This window comes from Nostoc sp. PCC 9305 (assembly GCF_963920915.1).
GTDB lineage: Bacteria > Cyanobacteriota > Cyanobacteriia > Cyanobacteriales > Nostocaceae > Nostoc.
The window spans coordinates 1-22779 of record NZ_CAWUDN010000123.1 but is presented as its reverse complement, the minus strand read 5'-3'; the positions used below and the strand labels follow the sequence as shown (position 1 = coordinate 22779).

General features: G+C 43.1%; 22 protein-coding genes and 1 pseudogene. 11 read left to right on the top strand and 12 right to left on the bottom strand.

Going from position 1 to position 22779, the window contains the following annotated elements; translation table 11 throughout:
• Positions 1-147: 147 nt before the first annotated feature.
• Positions 148-1416: a HEAT repeat domain-containing protein gene (locus ACM0OX_RS30705; protein ID WP_414518781.1), complete on the bottom strand. Its 1269-nt coding sequence runs from the start codon at positions 1414-1416 to the stop codon at positions 148-150.
• Positions 1417-1599: 183 nt separating this feature from the next.
• On the bottom strand, positions 1600-1782 hold the full coding sequence (locus tag ACM0OX_RS30700; RefSeq protein WP_194041202.1) for a hypothetical protein: 183 nt from the start codon (positions 1780-1782) through the stop codon (positions 1600-1602).
• A gap of 225 nt (positions 1783-2007) precedes the next feature.
• Here ACM0OX_RS30700 and ACM0OX_RS30695 point away from each other — a divergent pair, with 225 nt between their 5' ends.
• From ACM0OX_RS30695 to ACM0OX_RS30680, 4 genes are all read left to right on the top strand, one after another.
• Positions 2008-2247: a hypothetical protein gene (locus tag ACM0OX_RS30695; RefSeq protein WP_289795387.1), complete on the top strand. Its 240-nt coding sequence runs from the start codon at positions 2008-2010 to the stop codon at positions 2245-2247.
• 32 nt (positions 2248-2279) lie between these two features.
• Entirely contained in the window at positions 2280-3188 is a 909-nt protein-coding gene (locus ACM0OX_RS30690) for a HEAT repeat domain-containing protein (protein WP_414518780.1), read from the top strand.
• A gap of 231 nt (positions 3189-3419) precedes the next feature.
• Positions 3420-3719 (top strand): type II toxin-antitoxin system HigB family toxin, encoded by a 300-nt coding sequence (locus ACM0OX_RS30685; protein WP_414518779.1) that lies wholly within the window; start codon positions 3420-3422, stop codon positions 3717-3719.
• Positions 3703-4101, top strand: a complete 399-nt coding sequence (locus ACM0OX_RS30680; protein ID WP_414518778.1) for a helix-turn-helix domain-containing protein — start codon at positions 3703-3705, stop codon at positions 4099-4101. The genes ACM0OX_RS30685 and ACM0OX_RS30680 overlap by 17 nt, the downstream gene beginning before the upstream one ends.
• A 48-nt stretch (positions 4102-4149) precedes the next feature.
• Here ACM0OX_RS30680 and ACM0OX_RS30675 read toward each other — a convergent pair whose 3' ends face one another.
• From ACM0OX_RS30675 to ACM0OX_RS30660, 4 genes are all read right to left on the bottom strand, one after another.
• Positions 4150-4758: a HEAT repeat domain-containing protein gene (locus tag ACM0OX_RS30675; RefSeq protein WP_414518777.1), complete on the bottom strand. Its 609-nt coding sequence runs from the start codon at positions 4756-4758 to the stop codon at positions 4150-4152.
• Positions 4759-4952: 194 nt separating this feature from the next.
• The gene (locus ACM0OX_RS30670; protein ID WP_289795384.1) at positions 4953-5447 is read right to left on the bottom strand and encodes a bleomycin hydrolase; all 495 of its coding nucleotides are present in this window, start codon (positions 5445-5447) and stop codon (positions 4953-4955) included.
• Between the two features lie 78 nt (positions 5448-5525).
• Complete coding sequence (locus ACM0OX_RS30665; RefSeq protein ID WP_289795383.1) at positions 5526-6083, bottom strand: bleomycin hydrolase; 558 nt, start codon at positions 6081-6083, stop codon at positions 5526-5528.
• A gap of 472 nt (positions 6084-6555) precedes the next feature.
• Positions 6556-6726: an NblA/ycf18 family protein gene (locus tag ACM0OX_RS30660; RefSeq protein ID WP_012410163.1), complete on the bottom strand. Its 171-nt coding sequence runs from the start codon at positions 6724-6726 to the stop codon at positions 6556-6558.
• A 293-nt stretch (positions 6727-7019) separates the two neighbouring features.
• Between ACM0OX_RS30660 and ACM0OX_RS30655 the strand changes: the two genes are divergently transcribed.
• The 3 genes from ACM0OX_RS30655 to ACM0OX_RS30645 all read left to right on the top strand — a co-directional run bounded on the left by ACM0OX_RS30655 (position 7020) and on the right by ACM0OX_RS30645 (position 9347).
• A complete protein-coding gene (locus ACM0OX_RS30655) occupies positions 7020-7637 on the top strand; it encodes a phycobiliprotein lyase (RefSeq protein ID WP_414518784.1) in 618 nt (205 codons plus the stop codon).
• Positions 7634-8179, top strand: a complete 546-nt coding sequence (locus ACM0OX_RS30650) for a hypothetical protein (protein ID WP_414518776.1) — start codon at positions 7634-7636, stop codon at positions 8177-8179. The genes ACM0OX_RS30655 and ACM0OX_RS30650 overlap by 4 nt, the downstream gene beginning before the upstream one ends.
• Positions 8180-8579: 400 nt before the next feature.
• Positions 8580-9347, top strand: a complete 768-nt coding sequence (locus ACM0OX_RS30645) for a phycobilisome rod-core linker polypeptide (RefSeq protein ID WP_414518775.1) — start codon at positions 8580-8582, stop codon at positions 9345-9347.
• A 198-nt stretch (positions 9348-9545) separates the two neighbouring features.
• Here the strand turns inward: ACM0OX_RS30645 and ACM0OX_RS30640 are convergent, their stop codons facing one another.
• The 5 genes from ACM0OX_RS30640 to ACM0OX_RS30620 all read right to left on the bottom strand — a co-directional run bounded on the left by ACM0OX_RS30640 (position 9546) and on the right by ACM0OX_RS30620 (position 14166).
• Entirely contained in the window at positions 9546-10463 is a 918-nt protein-coding gene (locus ACM0OX_RS30640; RefSeq protein WP_414518783.1) for an RluA family pseudouridine synthase, read from the bottom strand.
• 313 nt (positions 10464-10776) lie between these two features.
• The gene (locus ACM0OX_RS30635; RefSeq protein WP_414518774.1) at positions 10777-11127 is read right to left on the bottom strand and encodes a DUF952 domain-containing protein; all 351 of its coding nucleotides are present in this window, start codon (positions 11125-11127) and stop codon (positions 10777-10779) included.
• Positions 11124-11561, bottom strand: coding sequence for a KGK domain-containing protein (locus ACM0OX_RS30630; protein WP_414518773.1), 438 nt, complete (start codon positions 11559-11561; stop codon positions 11124-11126). The genes ACM0OX_RS30635 and ACM0OX_RS30630 overlap by 4 nt, the downstream gene beginning before the upstream one ends.
• Positions 11562-11776: 215 nt before the next feature.
• Entirely contained in the window at positions 11777-13291 is a 1515-nt protein-coding gene (locus tag ACM0OX_RS30625; protein WP_414518772.1) for a thioredoxin-like domain-containing protein, read from the bottom strand.
• Positions 13292-13692: 401 nt separating this feature from the next.
• A complete protein-coding gene (locus tag ACM0OX_RS30620; protein ID WP_414518771.1) occupies positions 13693-14166 on the bottom strand; it encodes a hypothetical protein in 474 nt (157 codons plus the stop codon).
• Between the two features lie 378 nt (positions 14167-14544).
• Between ACM0OX_RS30620 and glsA the strand changes: the two genes are divergently transcribed.
• Positions 14545-15459: a glutaminase A gene (gene glsA / locus ACM0OX_RS30615; RefSeq protein ID WP_414518770.1), complete on the top strand. Its 915-nt coding sequence runs from the start codon at positions 14545-14547 to the stop codon at positions 15457-15459.
• On the opposite strand, the gene ACM0OX_RS30610 is transcribed toward glsA, so the two are convergent.
• Positions 15424-17124, bottom strand: a complete 1701-nt coding sequence (locus tag ACM0OX_RS30610; protein ID WP_414518782.1) for a hypothetical protein — start codon at positions 17122-17124, stop codon at positions 15424-15426. The two genes, glsA and ACM0OX_RS30610, sit on opposite strands and share 36 nt — an antisense overlap.
• 542 nt (positions 17125-17666) lie before the next feature.
• On the opposite strand from ACM0OX_RS30610, the gene psaA reads away from it, so the two are divergent.
• The 3 genes and pseudogenes from psaA to ACM0OX_RS30595 all read left to right on the top strand — a co-directional run.
• The gene (psaA, locus tag ACM0OX_RS30605; RefSeq protein WP_414518769.1) at positions 17667-19925 is read left to right on the top strand and encodes a photosystem I core protein PsaA; all 2259 of its coding nucleotides are present in this window, start codon (positions 17667-17669) and stop codon (positions 19923-19925) included.
• A 145-nt stretch (positions 19926-20070) separates the two neighbouring features.
• Complete coding sequence (gene psaB, locus ACM0OX_RS30600) at positions 20071-22296, top strand: photosystem I core protein PsaB (RefSeq protein WP_414518768.1); 2226 nt, start codon at positions 20071-20073, stop codon at positions 22294-22296.
• Between the two features lie 157 nt (positions 22297-22453).
• Positions 22454-22726 (top strand): annotated as a pseudogene (locus ACM0OX_RS30595) (transposase); the annotation flags it as partial.
• Positions 22727-22779: the final 53 nt, after the last annotated feature.

Below are 22779 nucleotides of genomic sequence, written 5' to 3'. Positions count from 1 at the left end.
CACCAATGGCGAGACGCCCACCCCACAATAAATAGTTGTATATTTTTTTATTTGGAAGTCCCTTAGTCCGCGGAGGCGGACTTTGTTTGTGTAGCCGCGACTTCCAGTCGCAAGGGCATGAAATTGACTATTAATTACTTGTTGCTTTTAATTACTTGTCGCTTTCGCCCTAATTAGCCAATCACGATCGCCAGTACAAATTTCCCGACCAGACGAGTCTCCTAAGCGGTCTAGGGCTAATAAACAAGCGTATTTCAAATCCCAAATCGGTGTATTCAGGCAAATTTTGATTTCAGGAATTGCTCGTGAATCACCCAATTCACCAAGAGCGATCGCACACGCCGCACGAGATTTCTGAAACTGGGGTTCGCGGTTGTGCAGGTTTTCTATTAATAAATCGTAGGCGGGAGCATATTTTAGCCAACCGAAAAGTTTCATTACATGATAATGAGCGCCATAGTCGTTATATGCTTTGTCGCCATAAGTTACTAGAAGTGCTTGGGGTGCTTCTTGTGGATAGATATCTAGTAAGGTTTTTGTCGCTAAATAGCAACGTCCAAAATCGGTTTCGTAGAGTTCGTTAATCACAAAATCTAGAACAGGGGTAGCATCATACTCATGTACTAGATCGAGATCGTTGGGACGATCGTAGAGTACTTGCTCTAAGTAAGGTTGAATTTCTGTAAAGGTAATTTCACCACTGGGAACACCTGTATCTAAAAGCATCCGCAATGCTCGCAAGCGAAACACCAGAGATACAGGACAACGGGCAATTTCTGGGATGGCTTTGTAGTAGCGGGAATCAATTAGGTCTTGAATAGAACCGCGCCGTGCATTGACGCTAGAACTTTGCAGCAGCGCCATCACCTCAGTAATTTGGGAGTAGTCACCTGTGAAGCGACAAACTGTAGCGATCGCCGCACTACGGGTAGGTTCATCCTCAACTTGGGTAAACTTACGCACACGTTCTAGGGAAGGCTGATAGTCAGCGTTAGCTAGAGTGTGAATAATAACTCGATAGATTTGACCTGGTTTATCAAGCAGTTGCGCCACCTCTTCGAGAATTTCTGGCTCTTTAGTGCCAATTTCCCCGATTGCCCACACGGTATTTTCAACAGTATAAATATCATCATCTTTAAGGCACTGCCGAATTACAGGTAAAGCTGATTCCGCCTGCAATCGCCCCAGACTTTCCACAGCTTTGCGTCGGACAATGCGGTGGTCTAACTCATCAGGATTACTGTTTTCAATTGCCCGCACCAAAGCCGCGATCGATTGCTCAGTGGGGAAGTTAATTAAATGGGAAACAGCAATATACTTATCAGAAGCGTCTTCGAGTTGTTCTAATGGTGTATCGATAATTGCGATCGCTTCTTCTTCTGTTAGCCCAAACATTTTAAAAAAACGTTTATCCATTGATCTATAAATGGCTCTTGGATAATTGCTTTGAAGTCACTTTTACTATCGTACTAGGGACTGGCTACTAGTGATTGGGGACTGGGAAGATGAAGCGTAAAAGGGGCGAGTACAAAATAACGAGATAGAGCCAAACAAACCAAAAAACCGCATCATCGCCCTCAAAAAAACTGTACAAAAAAGCTATTCATCCTCATCTCCTGATGGTCGTTCGCTGTCACTTTGTTGGGTGTTCCACTCTAAAACGATACGCTCTAGCATTTCCGCCTGCGTACAGTTATTTACGGCAGCGTATTGCTTAATTAGCTCTCTGACGTTAGGACTAATATGACGTATGTCTAGTGGGTTGTTTCTTGTCGTTTCCACGATCTTTTTCCAGAATGTAGTTGGGTTAAACTTTTGAAGATTTACATCAAAAAGCTTTACCAGTGGTAACGCGATCTGAGAAGATCATAATATATGCATTTGTCAGCTATTAGTTCAGTTGCCTCTTGCTAATTGTTCAGTTTTATGTAACAGCTAAATGTTAGTCTTTAGCGAGTAACCAATCGCACATCATTCATATAAACACATATTTAGGAAACCAAACTTATGGATGAAACCTCTGAACTCACAACAGCCAATAACATAACCGCTCAAGATGTAGCAGAAGTAATTGCAGAACTTGAGCAATATCGGGAACGTCTAGTTCAAGAAACTACGGAAACGGCAAAACGGGCTAAGTTGATGAGAGTAAGCGTTATGGCAAAACTGGAGCCTGAGCTTGCCAAGATTGATTCTGCCCTCCAGGAACTCCGTAATCAACAAGCTGCCCTGAGTGGCAGCAACTAGTCATTTGTCTTGATAATTTAGCTAGAGATTATATGCTCAACTCCGAAACTCAATCCGGGGGAGATTCGTTAAATCTGTCCCATGCAGAAACTGATGCTTTATTTTCAGTAGTGAGCGAGCAATTAAGCTTAAACACCTTCAACTCAGATGACCAAGAGCTACTAAAGCGGATGGTTGAGAGTATGGGAGACTCACGAGGCATGGTGAGGTTGAGTTTTGCAGAGGCTTTGGGTAAAATCGGCAAACCAGCGACCGCTTTATTGATGGAAGCTGTGGCAAATCATCCCAACCCAGTTGTGCGGAGGGCCAGCGCTAAAACCTTGACACTGATCGCTGACCCGATCGCAGTTCCGACTTTGGTAAATGCCCTCTTAAATGATGAAGATATGGTGGTCAAAACCTCGTCGGTGGGGGGGCTGGCCAAAATAGGTGAGGCAGCTGTACCAGCATTGCTGAAAATCTTAGCGTCAACCGACTATCCAGAAAGTGCCAAAGGTCATGCTGTATGGGCATTAGGATTTATTGGGGCAGAAGCGAAGGAGCATTTATATCGAGAGATTAACTCCGACTCGGCTGAAGTTCGGGCTGCGGTAGTGGGTGCGATCGCTAAAATTGCTCAAGAAGGCACTCAAGAAGGAGCATTTAATATTTTAATTAATGCCCTCAACGATCCATCTGAAATTGTCAGGTGTGAAGCAGCAGCAGCTTTGGGTAGCCTCACCTATCGCTCGGCAATTCCTAGCCTTGTCGAATTACTACATCACCCCGATTGGGAAACCCGAAAAGCAGCGGCTCTGGCATTGATGAAGATTGGCGACGGTGCTGCTTTAGAACCCCTGCAAGCTGCATTAACTGAGGAAAAAGAAATGGGGGTTCAGGCAGTGATGAAGTTGGCGATTTCTCAAATTGAGAGGCAGTTAGAAGAAGAAGCTTGGGAATAAGGCGATGGACATTTCCAATTTGACATTTCCCTCTCTTTTTGAGAGTATTTAATTAGCAATTAGTTTTTTGTTAATTAGACCTCTTGCAAAAATATATTTTTGCACTCTTAGGGAAAAGGGAAAAGGTTAAAGGGAAGGGATTTTGAGTTTTTTTACCCTTTTTCCCTTCCCCTTTACCCCGACTTTTGCAAGAAGTCTATTGATGAATATAGACAAAGAACGTAGAGACAAATGCATCTGATTGCGATTCGTAACCTCCGCATTGATGCTGCTCAGTACCCCGATGTCAAAAAGCAAATTGACAACTGGTACGCAACCCTCAACAAAGTGGAATGGCAGAATTTGGAGGACGTTCGTCAGATTTATCAGGATGCTGAAGCGGTTGGAAATTTTACTGTCTTTAACATCAAAGGGAATGAATATCGTCTGATTGTCGGTATTGACTACGAAAACCAAACAGTTTATTACAAATACTTTCTAACTCATGCCGAATATGACAAAGGTAAATGGAAAAATGACCCTTACTTTTGACCAAGCTGCTTATAGTAGTCTACTAGCTGAAGTTGCTCCCAAGGTGATTGAGACGGAAGAAGAGTACGATCGCGCCCTAGCTGTAGCAGAACGCCTAACATTTTGCCAAAACCGGACTCCAGAAGAGCAAGCTCTGCATAAGCTAATAGTAACGCTGATTCAAGCGTATGAGGCGCAGAATTATCCAATGGATGAATCTGCACCGCATGAAATTCTCCAACACATTATGGAAGTCAGTAACACCCGTCAAGCGGACTTAGTAGGCATCATCGGGTCGAGCGGCGTGGTGTCTGAGGTTGTAAACGGTAAGCGGTCGATTAGTAAGGCACAAGCTAAGGCACTCGGAGATTACTTCAAGGTGATACCCAGTCTGTTTATCTAAATGTATCGGCTCTATTATGATTGATAAAAGTAGTTGTAAAAGCGATCGCTACTCTCTCTTATATTTAATCACTTGATCTAATCGGGGCAAAGCACTCACCGCTGACTCCCGAACATACGGATCGATAGATTCATCATTTGTCAATGCCGTCAGCACTTCCACGCCTCGGATATCGCCCATCGAACCGAGTGCATTGACGATCGCCACAGCCACGGCAACATTATCTATTGTTTTCAGAGCTTCAGTCAAAATCTCAAAAGCAGGAGTTCCAATCTCACCCAATGCCATTACTGATGCGATATAAACAACAGGATTTTGGTCATTGAGCGCTGTTTGCAATCCCTGTAAGCCCTCATTTGGGAAAGGAACATCGGGATGATTAGCAGCAACCTGTGCTAAAGCTTTAGCACAACTACCCCGAATGGTCGCATTATCGCTATTTACTAATGACTCTACCAGTAGCGGTACAGCATCTATACCAATAGCACCCAGTGCTTTTACCGCAGCTCGACGATACGTGACATCTTCTTCATCTAAAATACCCATCAGCCGAGGAATGGTATTCTCATCACGGACATCAGCCAGTTCCCACATGGCTCGTTCCCGCAAATTGGGGTTGGGGTGTTTTAACTGTGCAAATAAAGAATCTATTGTCATAAAAGAAAACTTCCCTGTTTAAATCCCCCAAATCCAATCATTAATTACGAATTACGAATTACGAATTACGAATTATTAACAACAGAGGGACTCTTGGTCAATCACTCAACCTGATACAGGCAAAGCAACGGACTGAGAGTCCCTGAGTTTTAGAGTATAACGATCGCTCGTCTACGTCTAGTCAATCCCTATTACTATGAAAGTGAGTTGATTACATAGTCAAGAAGAGAGCGGAACTCAACTAACGCTTGAGGAGACAAGTCGCGAGGAGAGCAAGCGCGATCGCGAGTATAAGTCAACGCGGTAACGTAGGGAGCGGTGGGCAGACCCAAAGAGCGATAAACTTCACGAGCACCTGCAATACCCCACTCATCCAAAGGACCAGTGCCGCCCACAACTAAGCTGTAGTTGATCAAGCGTAAGTAGTGCTTGATGTCGCGGAGGCACTTGTCTTTCTTAACTTGAGTGTCGCCAGCTTCACCATCTTGGCTCAGGTAAGGATACTTCTTGAAGGCAGCATCATAACCTTCCTTAGCTACGTTATCGATACCAGAAGCTAGCTTTTCAGCAGCTTCTAGACGAGCATTAGCACGCTGAATGCTACCTTGAACGGATTCTAGATCGGAACTGCTGGGAAAACGACCTGCTGCATCAGCAGATCCAATAACTGTAGTGATAACTGATTTCATTGCTTTTTATACTCCAGATTAGATTTGATCGAGTTTTAATTTCAGTTTGCTTGGCTAACAGCCTTTAGCCATGAGCGATTAGCTCAAAGCAGAAATTACGCGATCGAAGTAGCTAGCAGCTTCAGCAGCTAGAGCAGAGCAGTCGCCTTGAACAACTTCTTGTTTACGGAACTTTTTACCAGCGTTAGCTTCAGTGTTGGTGTTGGTGATGTGAGCGACGCTGATAGCTTTCAGGATTTGGAAAGCCCGTACAGAAGAGCCAGTGGGTACGCCCAAAGCTGTGTAGGTTTCTTTCAAACCGTTCAAAGCACGATCGTCTAATACGGAAGAATCACCAGCCAATAACGCGTAGGTTACATAGCGCAGAACGATTTCAGCATCACGCAAGCAAGCAGCCATCCGGCGAGTGGGATACAAGTTACCACCAGCTTGTAGCAAACCTGTATTTTCACAAGCAATCCCAGCAATAGCATCAGAAACCGCGCAGCTAGCGTTGCTGGCGATCGCATTCACTGCATCAAGGCGCTTGTTGCCTTCAGCGATGAAAGACTTCAGGGCTGCTAAGTCAGCACCACCGATAGGAGCGGTTTTGGCATCAGCCGCAATTACAGCTCTAGAAAAAGCATCAAGAACCATGAGTTCTCCTTAATATTCACAAATGGCGGATATTATTTTTGGCGTGTTCTCGATCAGGTTAACTGTGAGTAGCCAAACAAAAACATAGGGGATCAACAGTACCCTAGTCTTTACTATGAGAGACAAAGTAACAATCTGTAATATTTATCTTGGGTATGGAGGATATAGCGCTTCTGTGTTGAGTCCAATAGAGACTTAACCCCCAACCTTAGCCCAGTCATGCCTAAAAGCAATTAGAAAATCTCTAACGCCAGTAGCGATTGCATCCCGAATTGCCGAAAACGCTTGTTCCAATTCCTTGGTCATGCCAATAGCTCGACAAAATCCCGCAATCTTTAGTCAAACACAACAAGTCTGCTGGTGGGTTGTTCAGCAAATGCCCTGCCCAATACCCAAAAATTAAGACTTACGCAATTTTATGGAACTTTGCCATTGCGTAAGTCTTAAGGAAAAATTTTGTTTTTTTACTCGATCAAGCTTGTTTTAAGAGATGTTTGACCAAATTATCTTTCACCATCATCTGCCGTAAAACTTCTAGTAAAAATTCTTGAGCCTCTTGTTGACTCAAACTTTTTACCTGGTCTTTCAAATTTTGTAAGCGAAACTGTTGTTCTAAAGTTAATTCGACTGGAAAGTCCATCATTCACTCCTGTGATTGACTGAATCGAAAGGTATTTGTTGTTAGTGGAAGACGATCGCTTTCTATTAGTCTAGCACTTGGATATTAAAATGTCTACATTGTCAAGCTATAAGAAATCGCACTCATAAAAGTTTACAATTGCATAACAACACCTCTACGTATCCTTTTTTAGGCTGTTTATTGAAGCTGGCCGCTAATCGCTGTAATGTTTAGAATGTTTATATACCAACTACTCTAAAAAAAAAGAACTCGTAAAACATCATCCGCAGGAGCAATAAGTAGGAGTCAGAAGATTGATAGACGCAATGGAATTTTTTCAGCTAAGTGCTGGTAAGTGGCGATCGCAACGTGCAACTCATCATCTGGCGTTCAAGCGCTCAGAGATAGGAGAATCGGATATACAGGTAGAAACTCTCGATGCCGATCATCCAGAAATCATTGAGCTGTGCCAGTATCATGAGATTGACCCCAGCCTTTCAGTCGGTGGTTCGCGTGTGCGTTGGCTAGGAACAATGGCTTGGGATCGAGAGGGTGAAGAGAATCATCAGGGGAAAACTATATTTGCGATCGTGCCTGATGGCGATAACCCCAGGCAAGGTAAATTACTCCGCGAAAGAGGCTACGCCGAAATAGTGCCTGTAGTCGGTCTTTTTCACATGGATGATGAAGATGGACTAGTGTTAACAACCGAATACGAAATAATGAGTTCCATTGAGCGATTCTGGTTTGCCAGCCCAAATATGCGACTACGAACCAGTACAGTCAAACGGTTTGGTGGCTTTAGCACCGCATCATTTTGTAGTGAAAGCCGCATTGAAAGTTCTGTTGAGGTTTCCAGCCCAGAAGAAGTAACAGAAAAACTTGGGACGGATGTTCTGGAAAAAAGACAGTTTTATTCAGTTTTGGGCTGGTGAATTATCTCAAGCAGAGCGATGCTTTTACTCGTGGGCAAGATTATCTGCGTCTGGTACAGGGACTTGCCCTCGAACCGGGTATGGTGGATGTGTTTGATAACCTGCGCGATCGCATTCCCATTTGCACTTGGATCGGCGAAAATATTAATGCCGTAAACGCTCAGATCAACGCTTATCTGGAAGTTTGTCATCAGTGCTTTCATCCCCAAGAGCGTCGCCAAATCCAAATTTTTGCAGTCCCTATAGCTCAATCCTTCGGCATAGATGGGCTGTGCAACATTCTCACAAACCCAATCACTATTCTGGTAGATGTTGGTCGAGTTGCACCTAGAGATTGGTTTGGTGTAGTCGTCCATGAATACGCCCATGCCCATCTAGGAGAGTTTGGTCACAATGAGCAGTTTGCTAGTATCCTATCTCATCTATGCTTAGGACTGGGATTGGAACCACCCTACTGGCAGGCAGGAATGGAAGCAACTTTGCGTAGTTGGCCTTACTGTAAATCAACCATAGATCCCCTGGAATTTTGGATAGGTCGCTGAGTTGCCGAGGGAGGCAGGGGAGCAGAGGAGCAGAGGAGCAGAGGAAGTTACAGTAAATTTTCCCCTCTGCCTCTTATGCCCAATGCCCAATTAATTTGTTTTACTAAATGTTAAAAATTATTGCTTCAGTTCAAAAAGGTGAAACTGAATCTCCTAATCTAAAATATGTGAATAAAATTTTTTAGTCATTTACGTAGTTATTAAGCTGGCAGATCAACTCCCTATTTATTGATTAGCTATGGGTTGAATCCAGCAGCCTAATCATTTATCCTACGAATACTTAAAATCCCCTTAGTTAAGTTTCGTGAAATTTTATCAGAATCTGAAGTTCTGATACAACTACTCCCTTAATATGTGATTAAAAGTTGTTAACTTTAATTAAGAACATGGAGGCTTTAGAGTGCCACTTCCTCTGTTAGAATATGAACCTTCAAGTCAAAATCAGCGTGTAGCTGGATACGAAGTACCTGGTGATGAACAACCCAGGATTTTCACTACAGACAATATACTTTCTCCGTCAGATTTAGGCGATCTGATTGAAGCAGCATATCGTCAAATTTTCTTTTATGCCTTTGCTGCCGATCGCGAAACATATTTAGAGTCTCAACTCCGTAATGGACAAATTACAGTACGGGACTTTATTCGTGGGTTAGTCCTTTCCAACACCTTTAAGAAAAGCTTCTACGATCTCAACAATAATTATCGTTTTGTTGAGCAAGTAATTCAACGGGTTCTAGGACGCGATCCATACAGCGAACGGGAAAAAATCGCTTGGTCAATTGTAGTCGCTACCAAGGGGATTGTAGGCTTTATTGATGAAGTCCTCAACACTGAAGAATACCTGAGCAATTTTGGATATTCCACAGTGCCATATCAACGCCGTCGGATACTGCCATCCCAATCTGCGGGTGAGTTGCCATTCAACATCAAATCCCCACGATACGAAGATTATCACCGTGCCAAATTGGGTTTCCCCCAAATCATTTGGCAGGTCGAAGTACGCAGATTCCTTCCACAAGAGCAAAAAGCAAAGGCTGGAGATCCATCTCTATTCCTGGGTATGGCACAAAATATCAATGCAACTGGCAATGCTCCACAACGGATCTCACCATACAACATCGATATCGAAAAGTCTGTACCTTATCGGCAACTGTCAGGAATTAAATAACGATTTTTGGTCGGTGGCTGACTAGTACATCCATTCGATCGTTTTATAGCGTGCATAAGTCTTGGGTTATGTAGGAGTTTTATTTAGATATAGCTAAGTGAAACAAACTCTATCCCATGTCTAATGCACGCTAGTTGTTAATGGTTTTTTATCAATGCTTGATGTATTAAATAGAGTTAGATTCAAGCGTGGATGAGCTTAAAGTGTAGTTCGTCTTTTTAGCATCTCTAAAAGTTTTGTAAAGTGAGCGGGAGGAGTAGCTGTCACCTCAATCAACTCCTCAGATAGGGGATGCTGCAATTTGAGTCGCCAAGCGTGTAGTGCTTGACCAGGCAAATTAACTCCCACTGAATGACCAGAACTATAAACTGGGTCGCCAACAATGGGATGACCAATTTTGCTGCTGTGGACACGAATTTGATGTGTGCGTCCAGTTTCTAATTGAAAGTGAATTAAGGTGAAGTTACCAAGGCGTTCTAATATTTTCCAGTGAGTGACGGCAACTCGTCCGCCTTGTTCAACAGGCATAACAGCCATTTTTTTCCGGTCTTGGGGATGGCGACCAATGGGCAAGTCGATAGTGCCACTTTCAGTTTTTGGCGCACCGTAAACTACGCCCAAGTATTCTCGTCGTGCAGTTTTTGCTTTGAGTTGTGCTTGTAGATGATGATGGGCAATATCTGTTTTAGCGATCGCGATCGCCCCCGTAGTATCCTTATCCAATCGATGGACGATTCCTGGACGTTGGACTCCGCCAATTCCTGGTAAATTAGGACAGTGAGCCAATAGAGCATTTACTAAAGTACCATCTGGATGGCCGGGCGCGGGATGGACAACTAAACCTGCGGGTTTGTTGAGAATAAGTAACTGGTCATCTTCGTAAAGGATATCTAAAGGGATATCTTCTGCTTGCAGCTCTAAAGGTTGAACTTCTGGTATTTCGAGAACGATGCGATCGCCTACCTTGACATTGATCTTCTTGGATGTGCAAACTCGATCGTTAAGTTGGACATTACCCTGTTCGATTAACTGTTGGATGCGGGAACGGGATAAGTCTGGTAATTCTTGGGAAAGGTAACGGTCGAGGCGATCGCCTTTGGTGTTGACACAGTGTATTGTACTCTTGAGGGGAAGCAAGCTAGGTAAAGCATCCTCCAGTGGAGTTGACAAGCGTTCGCTATTTTCTTGGATTTGTAAATTAAATTCGGTCACAATTGCTCTAGATTAATTCCCGTTCTTTAAGTAAAGCGCGAAATACTTTAAAAGGGCGTTATAAATCGCGTTTACCCAGGCAAAACCTTGATTTTAGCTTAGAGGTTGTTTGAAAAGTTTGAAAAGTCTGCAAATACTCTAACCAAAAAGCGATCGCTTAAATTCTCTCCATCTCTCCTCCTCTCCTCCTCCGTGTCCTCTGCGCCTCTGCGGTTCGTTATTCTAAATCTATAACTTCTTGGGGCAACTCAAATAAACCATCTTTCCCAGCTTCAAAATCAATCACCTGATACACAGCATCAATATTTAACTCACCATAAATGTGAGGAAATAATTCTCCTATTTCAGCAGGTTCATAGCGAATTTCAGCTTGGACTTTTTCAGAATCAATAAAAAGTAGTACCAATTCTTTTTGATTATCAAAAAATCTCTTGGCAACTTTGAGTATTTGCGTAGATTTTGAACAATGTATAAAACCTTCACTGTCTAACGAATCAGCACGATATGTACCAAGATTTTTTGCTTGTTCCCATTGTTGGCGTTTGGTAATGTGGAGAATGGTGTTCATGTTGCTTGTATCATTTTACGAATATCATCTAAAGGCGATTCAGGTTCATTAGGATTATTAGGATAAAATTCTAACACTACAATAATGTTCAGTTTGATACTTTCTTTATAAGTTAATGGAGAAATAATTTCTGTCGATACTTTTATTCTGAGTTTTCCTGCTTGCCAGTTTGTAGAGCCAACTTTTAAAAGTTTACAATTTATACCTTCATGAGAAGATTGCCATGTGATATCTTCAGCTTGGAAATTTACCTCATTTATGCATAGATTTTGAAAAATTCCTGAAACAGTGGTATTAGTGTTATCTATTTTTTTATAAAACTTTTGTCTAAAATTTTCAGATATCAATTCTTTGAATCTGCTAACGATATATGTGTCTTGATTAAATAGCAAAACATCAGCACCAAAATCTAATAGTTGGCATATCTTGTTCATATTAATCCTAGTTGACAATGTAAATTAGGAAGTGTCTGCATGATACTTTAAACTAATCAACTATTCTAATCTGCAATTATCAACATCAATCCAGTGAAAATACTGTTATTCAAGGCTCTAAAGATAATCGCTCTAAAAAATTATTCTTTAAAATTTCACGCCTAGAGTCTCCAGACACAGAGTTTTTCTTTGTGCCTTTGCGTGAGATAATCTTTTTATAAATTTGGCGGAATACAAACATCTGGCGCACATAAACTAGGAAATTGCAGCGTTGTCACCTCAAAGCTATCCAAATCTACGCAACGAATAGCATGGTTATTAGTATCAGCAATATATAAAAAAGAAGCGCTCGCACTCAATCCTGAAGGTTCAAAAAAACGAGTATTTTTACCTTGACCATCTTGTAAACCCGCAGAACCATCTCCTAAAACTGTTTGACAATTCCCATTAGGGCTAACTAATTTAATTTTATGATTATAAGTATCTGCCACCCACAAAAAATTTTGCGCGTATTCTACTCCTAAACAGTGTTGTAAACGGACATCTTCACCTTGTCCATCTACATCACCAAAACCAAATAAACCGCCACTACCGCAAACAGTTCTTACTTGATACGGTTCGACAATTCCAACACCACGAATTGAACTAACTTCACTGTCAGCAATGTATAATTCTTGCCCATTATTAGTAATACCACTAGGTTGAGCAAAAGCAGATTCAGTAAGTGAACCATCAATACACGCTTCTGCACCAGTACCAGCATAAGTTTTGATGATGCCAGTTTCTAAATCCATTTGCCAAATTTGATGTGGCCCAGCCATTGCAATAAATAAGGTATTTCCCACTTTCACTAAATCCCAAGGGGAATTCAGTGCGGTTTCTAAACCAGCACCACCATGAGGATGGATATTGCGACTTTGTTCGCCAGTTCCCGCAATAGTTTTGACTACTTGGCGCTTTAAATCAACTCGCCGCAGCGCATGATTTTCTGTATCAGCAACGTAAAGAATCTGATTTTCGGCATCAAATGCCATTCCTTGCGGTGCAAAGAATTGCGCTTCGTTAAAAGCACCATCGGTTAAGCCAGATTTTCCAGTCCCAATCAACTGTAAAATTTCCCCATCAAAGCTACTCATAATCAGGCGGTGATGTCCAGAGTCAGCGATAAACAAACCTGCTTGAGTAGCTAAAACTTTACCAGGAAAAGCTAAAGGTGTAATTAATGGTTGGCGCTGTTTTTCTAAAGTTAAGCTTATTTCTTGGAAATTAATTGTGCCTTTGTCTTGGTGTTGCTGAATTAACTTTTGAATCAACTCGTCTAAAGTGTTACGGTTTCCTTCACCAGAAATCTGGCCAATCGCGTAACCTTCTGGATCGATAATTATTAACGTAGGCCAAGCACGTACAGCATACTCTTCCCAAATCCGAAAACCGCTGTCAACTACAACAGGATGTTCAATGTCATAGCGGAGGATGGCTTGGCGAATATTTTCTGTTTCCTTTTCGTTATCAAATTTGGCAGAGTGAACGCCGATAATAGTAAGACTATCTTTATATTTTTGTTCTAAATATTTCAGGTTTGGCAGAATATGCAGACAATTGATACAGCAGTATGTCCAAAAGTCTAAAATTACGACTCTACCCTTAAGTTGTTTAAGAGAAAATGGTTTATCGGTATTGAGCCAAGAGTAATTTTGTGGTAATTCTGGCGCTCTAACACGGGGAATCATACGGGAGCATCTCACTTTTGTAAAAACACGCCTGTCCTGGCGAATGGAATTCGCGGCTATACAAACAAAACCCACCTTCGTGGGTTTCAAATTCTTTGAGTCCGCGTAGGTGGACTTCGTTTGTGTAGCTGCGATTTCTAATCGCCTGGTATATTTGCTTTTTCGATTTCACCGTGAATCAGTGACATCGAAAAAGTTTTTGCTAAAAAGTTAGGGTTTTTGCTCTATTAAGGAGAACCAAGTTCTTAATTTTGGATAAATTCGATTTAAAAAGATGTTTGAAAAGTCTAAAATTATACCATAAACGACACTTCCATTCGTCTCAAAGCATGGAGGAGATATCGCAGGCGGTGGGTTTATTTCTATGCAGCTTCATAAAGAAATGGTATGAACAAGGCAGCTTATCTGTTGGTATTTGTTGACCATACAGGAACATTATCACCTCTATAAATTACCAAGTTTCCATCATCTTGAACTTCGAGACGACAATTAGAACCAAGCCCACCTGTATTACTTGCCCACACAAGTTTTCCACTATAATTATAACTGACTAAATTACAGTCGGTTTGCATGAGGGTGTAGTAAGCTGATGTGTCAAGAACGTTTGATGCCCACAAAGGAGTGCTGCCAGCATAAAGAACAAAGTTTCCATCAGATTGCTGGATAGCTTTATATACCCCATTAGGTGAAATCAAGTATTGATTAGTGGCAGCAAATAAGTATTGCCCTGTATTAAGTACAGATTTAAGAGATGTAACGACAGATATATCAATATCCGCTAGAGCCTTGTTTTGTTGAATCAGCAACGCAGCTTGTGATGAAATTGCAAATGCTGTTGTTAAACCTAGAATTTTAGACAGTTTAGATAATTTCACAAACCTACCTCCAATACAGTTCTGTTGTTTATAAACAATGCTGAGGTGTGATAAGTAGTAGTGTAAAATTAAATACGGGGGTTCCCGACCTGGTGAGGTACGTTTTTAAAGCTGCTTATTTTGTGAGAAAAGATTTAGGTGTACCTCAGTTGCTTAGGAAACGCTATATACATTTGTCATTGTGAATGAAGCGAAGCAAAATGAGGCAATTCGCTTACGGTTTGGAATTGTTTCTCTACGAGATGTTACATTTCATGCCGCTTGCAATGACATAAATAATTTAATTTTGCGTAACCACTTAGGGGTAAATTCAGCTATTAATATCAGACTATACTGTTACTTGCCGTTTAAAAAATAAGTTGTTAAAAAGTTTACACTTTGAAAGGACTTGAAAAACTAACTACTACGGAGTTATCAGCCTGGGTGCAGCTAGCTCAGACTCAAGTTGAACGAGGACAAGTTGCCGATCGCATTCCGCTATTAGCTAAAGCTAATCCTGGTTGGTTTGCAGCTCATATCTGTTGTAAATCGGGGAAAACCATCAGCTTTGGGGATACAGCTTCTATTTTCCCGCTAATGAGCGTGATTAAGACATTTTCTTTACTTTATCTGCTAGAACATCTAGGAGCAGAAAAGGTTTTTGGTTGGGTTGGGGTGGAACCATCAGATGCACCCTTCAATTCTTTAGAACAATTAATTAGCGATCGCGGCCATCCCCGCAACCCCATGATTAATAGTGGGGCAATTACTTTGTCTGATAAATTACCAGGAAAGGATGCTAGCCAACGCACTCTCTTATTTTGTCAATGGCTCAACCAATTGGCAGGTTGCCAACTAAGTTTAGATGAGGAAATGCTGGCTTCAGTGCGATTAACCCGTTCAACAGCTAATGAAGCGATCGCTAATTATCTCACCCAAGCCGGTCATCTAGAAAATATGGAAACAGCACTTGACACTTACGAGCAAATATGCTGTAGTTCTGGGCGAGTTGAAGATTTAGCCCTGTTAGGAAAACTGTTAGCTTTTGACAATGGCTGTATATCACCACAAAACCGCCGAATTGTCAATGCTGTAATGTCAACTTGTGGACTGTACGAAGCTTCTGCTCAGTTTGCAGTCAGAATTGGTTTACCGATGAAATCAGGGATTGGTGGTGGACTTGTAGCAATAGTACCAGGTGAGGGAGCGATCGCTTGTTACAGTCCTGGTTTGGATAATATCGGAAATCCTGTAGGTGCGATCGCATTGGTTGAAGTTTTAGCGCAAGAGTTGCAGTTGAGTATTTTTGGTTAATTCTGGTTTTTCTGCGTCGGGAGCGGTTGTTTTAGATAACGGCGTAGATTCAGAATTTGGCGTTACCTCTGACTGTGGTTCTGCTGGTGGCGTAATTATTTTTGGTACAGGAGACTCAATAATCTCTGGCAGTGTGGGTGACGAACTAGGAGATGGTGCAATTGTTACTTGTGGAGTAGGTGTCTTACTCGTTAGACGATTAAAAAATCCACCAAATCTAGATTTTTTTGGCTGAGGTATTACTTTTTCGGGTAACGGCGTAGATTCAGGAGTTGGTGTTACCTCTGGCTGTGGTTCTGGTGTTGGCGTAATAATTTCTGGTACAGGAGACTCAATAATCTCTGGCAGTGTGGGTGGCAAACTAGGAGATGGTGCAACTGGTGCTTCTGGGGTGGGAACCTTGGCAGTCCCACGGTTAAAAAATCCACCAAATCTAGGTTTTGTTGGCTGAGGCGTTACTTTTTCAGGTAAAGGCGTAGATTCAGGAGTTGGCGTTACCTCTGGCTGTGGTTCTGGTGCTGGAGACTCAATAATTTCTGGCAGTGTGGGTGGCAAACTAGGAGATGGTACAGCCGTTGGAACTTCTAATTTTGGTTGTTCTGGCTGTGTTTTGGATTGTTCTGGAATTTCAGTTTCAGGAATAGGCTGTATTTGGGGTGTTTTTTCAACAGAAGGTGTGGGTATGGGTTTAGGTGCAAGTTTATAATTCGGGTCTACAATAGGGCGCACCTCAGCTGCTGTGAGTTCTCCTCTGACAATTCTCGACAGAGTGTCTTTGCCCTTTGGCTGGTAGTCAATCAATCTAACTGTAGTATTAAAAGCATTTTTGACAGCATTTCCTTGATTATCGAGAAATTCCAGCTTTACCCAGTTTTTCCCTGGACGGAAGCCTTTAAGGTAAACTGCTTGCCAGCGATCGAAAATAAAGCTTTCACCATTAATAGTGGAGCGGATGCGCCAATCACTGAACTCGTCGTTGGGGTTTTCCTTACCAACGAGATGCAGAGGAGCGTTAGTTAGGTAAAAGTCCAGTAAGATTGGTTCTGCCCCGTAGTTGCTTTGAGGACGGCTGTAAGTTAGCAGGGGTAATTTAGGATCTGGGGTGTTGTCGTCGGTTTTAGTGAAGACGTGAAATGTTGTTTGGGCATAAGCACCTTCATTCTTAAAGCTTTCATGCCAAGGACGAGAGGCAAAGACGCGCAGGGTATGACTACCTGGAGACAAGTCTGGCAAAACTAAAGGCTGATTCAGGTCGTAAACAGGTATATAAGGTTGATTATCCAGAATTACGTGTAGATGTGGCCCCAGTTGTAATTGTGGGTCTTTAAATATTGGTAGATCCTTAACCTGAAAACTGGCTGTAACTTTGTTGTCTTGAAGAACTTCATCAAATTTTGGAGTAACAATTGTCACTTGTGGCTGATAAACTTCCAAAATTGGACGCAGTTCTTGAATAACAGATGGAGGGGAAACTTCCGAAAATTGCTTTGAAATTTGAGAAATCTTTGGGGAGTTTTCTTTATAGCCAGTAGATACTTCCTGGCTGTCGGCTTTCTCGCCGCAACTGGTCAAGCTTAATACCAGCATTAATATCATTACCCACCTGAGAATCGGGAACCTCTGAGGGAGGAGCTTCTCTAACACCCTTTTCTGCCACGAGTTCATGCGTTGCATCCAGTGATAGTCTTCGACAATTGACAGATTATTTTGGCTCAAACTGTCCATCTGGAACTATAGCCCAAACAAAAGGTGAAATCTGCCTCACATCACATAAGTTTTGCTTGGTATTTTCATAAAATTTTAAAATAAATCATAATCTCTACAGCGTTTTACTTGCAAAAATTGAAATATGACATAAATGTTCATGAGTAATAGCAGTAAAAGTTGGGACATGGGCTACATACAGCCAAACCATAAATTTTACGAATTGTTATTCTTTGTAAATTAAATAGATAAACTATTGACTTTTGGACAAAAAGTTTGAAGTTAAAAGCCAGTTAAGGCATGAATTTCAGCAATATTTGAGCAAGTTTGAATTATTGTTAAAATATCTCCAACAATGTACAAGTGAAGACTCTATAATTCAACGAGAAACAACTCTCCACATCGGGTCTTGATCGCGGCTTCAGTAAAATTCTGGAGTATGCGGTAATGGTTCATTTTGTGGTATACATGATTCCTCATTCCTTATCAAGAGAGGAGGTCGAATGACAATAAGTCCTCCGGAGCGAGAGGAAAAAAAGGCAAGAGTAATCGTCGATAACGATCCAGTTCCAACCTCATTCGAGAGATGGGCGCAACCTGGACACTTTGACAGATCCTTAGCCAGAGGTCCCAAAACCACCACATGGATTTGGAACCTGCACGCACTCGCCCATGATTTTGATACACATACAAGCGATTTAGAAGACATCTCCCGCAAGATATTCTCAGCCCACTTCGGCCACTTGGCAGTAGTGACCATCTGGTTGAGTGGGATGATTTTCCACGGCGCGAAGTTTTCTAACTACGAAGCTTGGCTAAGTGACCCGTTAAACGTTAAGCCTAGCGCTCAAGTCGTTTGGCCCATTGTCGGACAAGACATTCTAAACGGTGATGTTGGCGGTGGTTTCCACGGTATTCAAATCACCTCCGGTTTGTTCCAAGTATGGCGTGGCTGGGGTATTACAAACTCCTTCCAGCTTTACTGCACAGCGATCGGTGGATTGGTATTAGCAGGCTTATTCTTATTTGCCGGCTGGTTCCACTACCACAAGCGCGCTCCCAAACTGGAATGGTTCCAGAATGTGGAGTCGATGCTGAATCACCACTTGCAAGTACTGCTAGGTTGTGGTTCCTTGGGATGGGCAGGTCACTTAATCCACGTGTCCAATCCGACCAACAAGCTTTTGGATGCAGGCGTTGCTCTCAAAGACATCCCCTTGCCCCACGAGTTCATCTTGAACAAAGACTTGTTGACCGAGTTGTATCCCAGCTTTGCTGCTGGTTTAGCACCTTTCTTCACCTTGAACTGGGGTCAGTATGCTGACTTCCTTACCTTCAAGGGCGGTCTGAACCCGGTAACAGGCGGCTTGTGGATGACTGACATTGCTCATCACCACTTAGCGATCGCAGTTCTCTTTATCGTTGCTGGTCATCAGTACCGTACCAACTGGGGTATTGGTCACAGCATTAAAGAGATCCTAGAAAACCACAAAGGTCCTTTCACTGGTGAAGGTCACAAAGGTCTCTACGAAAACCTGACCACATCTTGGCATGCTCAGTTGGCTACTAACCTGGCCTTCTTGGGTTCGCTGACCATCATCATCGCGCATCACATGTACGCGATGCCCCCCTATCCATATTTGGCAACTGATTACGCTACGCAGTTGTGCATATTCACTCACCATATTTGGATCGGTGGTTTCTTGATTGTTGGTGGAGCAGCTCACGCTGCGATCTTCATGGTGCGGGATTACGATCCAGTTGTGAATCAAAACAACTTGCTGGATCGGGTGATTCGTCATCGTGACGCGATTATTTCTCACCTGAACTGGGTGTGTATTTTCCTCGGTTTCCATAGCTTTGGACTTTACATCCACAACGACACAATGCGTGCATTGGGTCGTCCTCAAGACTTGTTCTCTGATACAGGGATTCAATTGCAGCCAGTATTTGCCCAGTGGATACAAGGTATTCACGCCTTGGCTCCTGGTACAACTGCACCCAATGCCCTAGAACCAGTTAGCTATGTCTTTGGCGGCGGTGTCTTGGCTGTTGGCGGTAAAGTGGCAGCTGCACCCATTGTTTTGGGCACAGCGGACTTCCTAATTCACCACATTCACGCTTTCACCATTCACGTCACCGTCCTAATTCTGCTCAAAGGTGTGCTGTACGCCCGTAGCTCTCGTCTAATTCCAGACAAAGCAAACTTGGGCTTCCGCTTCCCTTGCGACGGCCCCGGTCGTGGCGGTACCTGTCAAGTCTCTGGTTGGGATCACGTATTCCTCGGACTTTTCTGGATGTACAACTCCCTGTCTATTGTAATTTTCCACTTCAGCTGGAAAATGCAATCAGATGTTTGGGGAACCGTAGATGCAGATGGGACTGTAACTCACATCACTGGTGGTAACTTTGCCCAAAGTGCTATTACCATCAACGGTTGGTTACGAGACTTCTTGTGGGCACAAGCTACACAAGTCATCAATTCCTATGGCAGCGCGCTATCTGCCTATGGTCTACTCTTCTTAGGCGCTCACTTTGTCTGGGCATTCAGCTTGATGTTCCTGTTCAGTGGTCGCGGCTACTGGCAAGAACTGATTGAGTCCATTGTTTGGGCGCATAACAAACTGAAGGTAGCACCAGCAATTCAGCCTCGCGCTCTGAGCATTATTCAGGGTCGGGCTGTAGGGGTAGCTCACTACCTCTTGGGAGGAATTGCCACAACCTGGGCATTCTTCCATGCACACATCCTTTCAGTAGGGTAGCAATCAGCTTTCTATAAGTTAGGAGTTAAAAGTTAGGAGTTAGGAATTAAGAATAAGAATTTAAAACTCATAACTTCCAACTCATAACTCCTAACTATCAACAGCTGGTATTTGATGGCTAAAGGTCAGAGGATTTATTAAACCTATGGCGACAAAATTTCCGAAATTTAGCCAGGATCTCGCACAGGACCCGACGACTCGTCGGATATGGTATGCGATCGCTACAGGCAACGACTTTGAAACCCATGATGGCATGACGGAAGAAAATCTTTACCAAAAGATTTTCGCAACTCACTTCGGTCACTTGGCAATCATCTTCCTGTGGGCATCCAGCCTCCTGTTCCACGTAGCCTGGCAAGGTAACTTTGAACAGTGGATTAAAGATCCCCTTCACATCCGTCCCATCGCCCATGCGATTTGGGATCCCCACTTTGGTAAACCAGCGATCGAAGCTTTTACCCAAGCGGGCGCTAGCAATCCGGTAAACATTACCTACTCTGGTCTCTACCATTGGTGGTATACCATCGGTATGCGGAATAACGGCGAACTGTACAACGGTTCAGTATTCTTGCTGTTATTCGCTGCTGTATTACTGTTTGCTGGTTGGCTGCACTTGCAACCCAAGTACCGTCCTAGCTTGGCATGGTTTAAGAGCGCGGAACACCGCCTAAACCACCACTTAGCAGGTTTGTTTGGTGTTAGTTCATTGGCATGGGCTGGTCACTTAATTCACGTTGCTGTCCCCGAAGCTCGCGGTCAGCACGTAGGTTGGGATAACTTCCTGAATACCCCACCCCATCCAGCCGGTTTGACACCATTCTTTACAGGCAACTGGGGTGTTTACTCTCAAAACCCTGACACTCCTGGACATATCTTCGGGACATCGCAAGGTGCAGGAACTGCAATTCTGAGTTTCTTGGGTGGTTTCCATCCCCAGACAGAAGCTTTGTGGTTGACTGACATAGCTCATCACCACCTAGCGATCGCAGTTTTATTCATCGTTGCCGGTCACATGTACCGGACAAACTTTGGGATTGGTCACAGTCTCAAAGAAGCATTAAATGCCAAGAGTTTCTTTGGTATTCCAGTTGAAGGGCCGTTCAACTTACCTCACCAAGGTATTTACGACACCTACAACAACTCCCTGCACTTCCAATTAGGTTGGCACTTAGCAGCGCTAGGTGTTGTAACCTCCCTGGTAGCGCAGCACATGTACTCCATGCCTTCCTACGCATTTATTGCGAAGGACTACACAACTCAGGCAGCGTTGTACACGCATCACCAGTATATTGCTGGATTCCTGATGCTTGGTGCTTTTGCTCACGGAGCAATCTTCTGGGTACGTGATTACGATCCAGAGCAAAATAAAGGCAACGTACTTGACCGCGTGCTGAAGCACAAAGAAGCGATTATTTCCCACCTCAGCTGGGTATCCCTTTTCTTGGGCTTCCACACCCTTGGTCTGTACGTACACAACGACGTAGTAGTTGCTTTCGGTACTCCTGAAAAGCAAATCTTGATTGAGCCAGTATTTGCTCAATTCGTTCAAGCTGCTAACGGTAAAGTACTGTACGGTTTAGACACCTTACTAGCTAACCCCGATAGTATTGCTTACACAGCATGGCCTAACTACGCTAACGTGTGGTTGCCAGGCTGGTTAGATGCCATCAATGCTGGTACTAACTCTCTGTTCTTGACAATTGGCCCTGGCGACTTCTTGGTTCACCATGCGATCGCTTTAGGTCTGCACACCACCACCTTGATCTTGGTCAAAGGTGCTTTGGATGCCCGTGGTTCTAAGCTGATGCCCGATAAAAAGGACTTCGGCTATGCCTTCCCTTGCGACGGCCCCGGTCGTGGCGGTACTTGCGACATCTCAGCTTGGGATTCCTTCTACCTAGCTACATTCTGGATGCTCAACACCATTGGTTGGTTGACCTTCTACTGGCATTGGAAACATCTAGGTATTTGGCAAGGCAACGTAGCTCAGTTCAATGAGAACTCTACATATCTCATGGGCTGGTTCCGCGATTACCTCTGGGCTAACTCTGCTCAGTTGATTAACGGTTACAACCCTTACGGCGTGAATAACCTGTCTGTCTGGGCTTGGATGTTCTTGTTTGGACACCTAGTTTGGGCTACTGGCTTCATGTTCTTAATCTCCTGGAGAGGTTACTGGCAAGAGTTGATTGAAACCCTTGTTTGGGCACACGAACGCACTCCTCTAGCTAACCTAGTTCGCTGGAAAGACAAGCCCGTGGCTCTGTCCATCGTTCAAGCTCGTGTAGTTGGTCTAGCTCACTTCACTGTTGGCTACGTCGTAACTTACGCAGCATTCTTGATTGCTTCTACTGCTGGTAAGTTCGGTTAATTTCGGCTGCTAGTTTTGTAGATAAGTAATTTAAATCCCCTGCCGCAAGGTGGGGGATTTTTTTTGGGTTTTGGGTGGGGAGGATGGGAAAAATAGAGAAGGGGGCGGGCAAGATGCCCACCCCACAATAAAAATTACAAATAGTTTTGTATTCTGAATGCAAGAGCCAAAGTTGAAAATTTTTCAGAGAAGATTACCTCATTGGGAGTTAGATGGGGCAGTTTATTTCATTACCTTTAATACTTGGGAAAAGTTAGAACTTAGCCTAGAAGCTAGAGAAATAGTTTTTAATTCGTGCTTGTTTTTTGATAAAAATAGATATCGAATATTTGTCCTTGTAGTAATGACAAATCATGTGCATCTGCTTATTCAACCTTTACTCAAATCGGAAAATGAGTTTTGGTCATTGAGTAGCATTATGAAAAGTATTATAGCGATTATCAGTCTTCTGAAGTACAGTAGCAGCAGTGAGTAAACCAACCC

What these genes read in the sequence shown, in the direction of transcription:
- ACM0OX_RS30705 (WP_414518781.1), bottom strand. Translation starts at nt 1,416, where the DNA reads ATGGATAAACGTTTTTTTAAAATGTTTGGGCTAACAGAAGAAGAAGCG.
- ACM0OX_RS30695 (WP_289795387.1), top strand. Translation starts at nt 2,008, where the DNA reads ATGGATGAAACCTCTGAACTCACAACAGCCAATAACATAACCGCTCAA.
- ACM0OX_RS30690 (WP_414518780.1), top strand. Translation starts at nt 2,280, where the DNA reads ATGCTCAACTCCGAAACTCAATCCGGGGGAGATTCGTTAAATCTGTCC.
- ACM0OX_RS30685 (WP_414518779.1), top strand. Translation starts at nt 3,420, where the DNA reads ATGCATCTGATTGCGATTCGTAACCTCCGCATTGATGCTGCTCAGTAC.
- ACM0OX_RS30680 (WP_414518778.1), top strand. Translation starts at nt 3,703, where the DNA reads ATGACCCTTACTTTTGACCAAGCTGCTTATAGTAGTCTACTAGCTGAA.
- ACM0OX_RS30675 (WP_414518777.1), bottom strand. Translation starts at nt 4,758, where the DNA reads ATGACAATAGATTCTTTATTTGCACAGTTAAAACACCCCAACCCCAAT.
- ACM0OX_RS30670 (WP_289795384.1), bottom strand. Translation starts at nt 5,447, where the DNA reads ATGAAATCAGTTATCACTACAGTTATTGGATCTGCTGATGCAGCAGGT.
- ACM0OX_RS30665 (WP_289795383.1), bottom strand. Translation starts at nt 6,083, where the DNA reads ATGGTTCTTGATGCTTTTTCTAGAGCTGTAATTGCGGCTGATGCCAAA.
- ACM0OX_RS30660 (WP_012410163.1), bottom strand. Translation starts at nt 6,726, where the DNA reads ATGATGGACTTTCCAGTCGAATTAACTTTAGAACAACAGTTTCGCTTA.
- ACM0OX_RS30635 (WP_414518774.1), bottom strand. Translation starts at nt 11,127, where the DNA reads ATGAACACCATTCTCCACATTACCAAACGCCAACAATGGGAACAAGCA.
- ACM0OX_RS30630 (WP_414518773.1), bottom strand. Translation starts at nt 11,561, where the DNA reads ATGAACAAGATATGCCAACTATTAGATTTTGGTGCTGATGTTTTGCTA.
- ACM0OX_RS30625 (WP_414518772.1), bottom strand. Translation starts at nt 13,291, where the DNA reads ATGATTCCCCGTGTTAGAGCGCCAGAATTACCACAAAATTACTCTTGG.
- ACM0OX_RS30610 (WP_414518782.1), bottom strand. Translation starts at nt 17,124, where the DNA reads ATGAACTCGTGGCAGAAAAGGGTGTTAGAGAAGCTCCTCCCTCAGAGG.
- psaA (WP_414518769.1), top strand. Translation starts at nt 17,667, where the DNA reads ATGACAATAAGTCCTCCGGAGCGAGAGGAAAAAAAGGCAAGAGTAATC.
- psaB (WP_414518768.1), top strand. Translation starts at nt 20,071, where the DNA reads ATGGCGACAAAATTTCCGAAATTTAGCCAGGATCTCGCACAGGACCCG.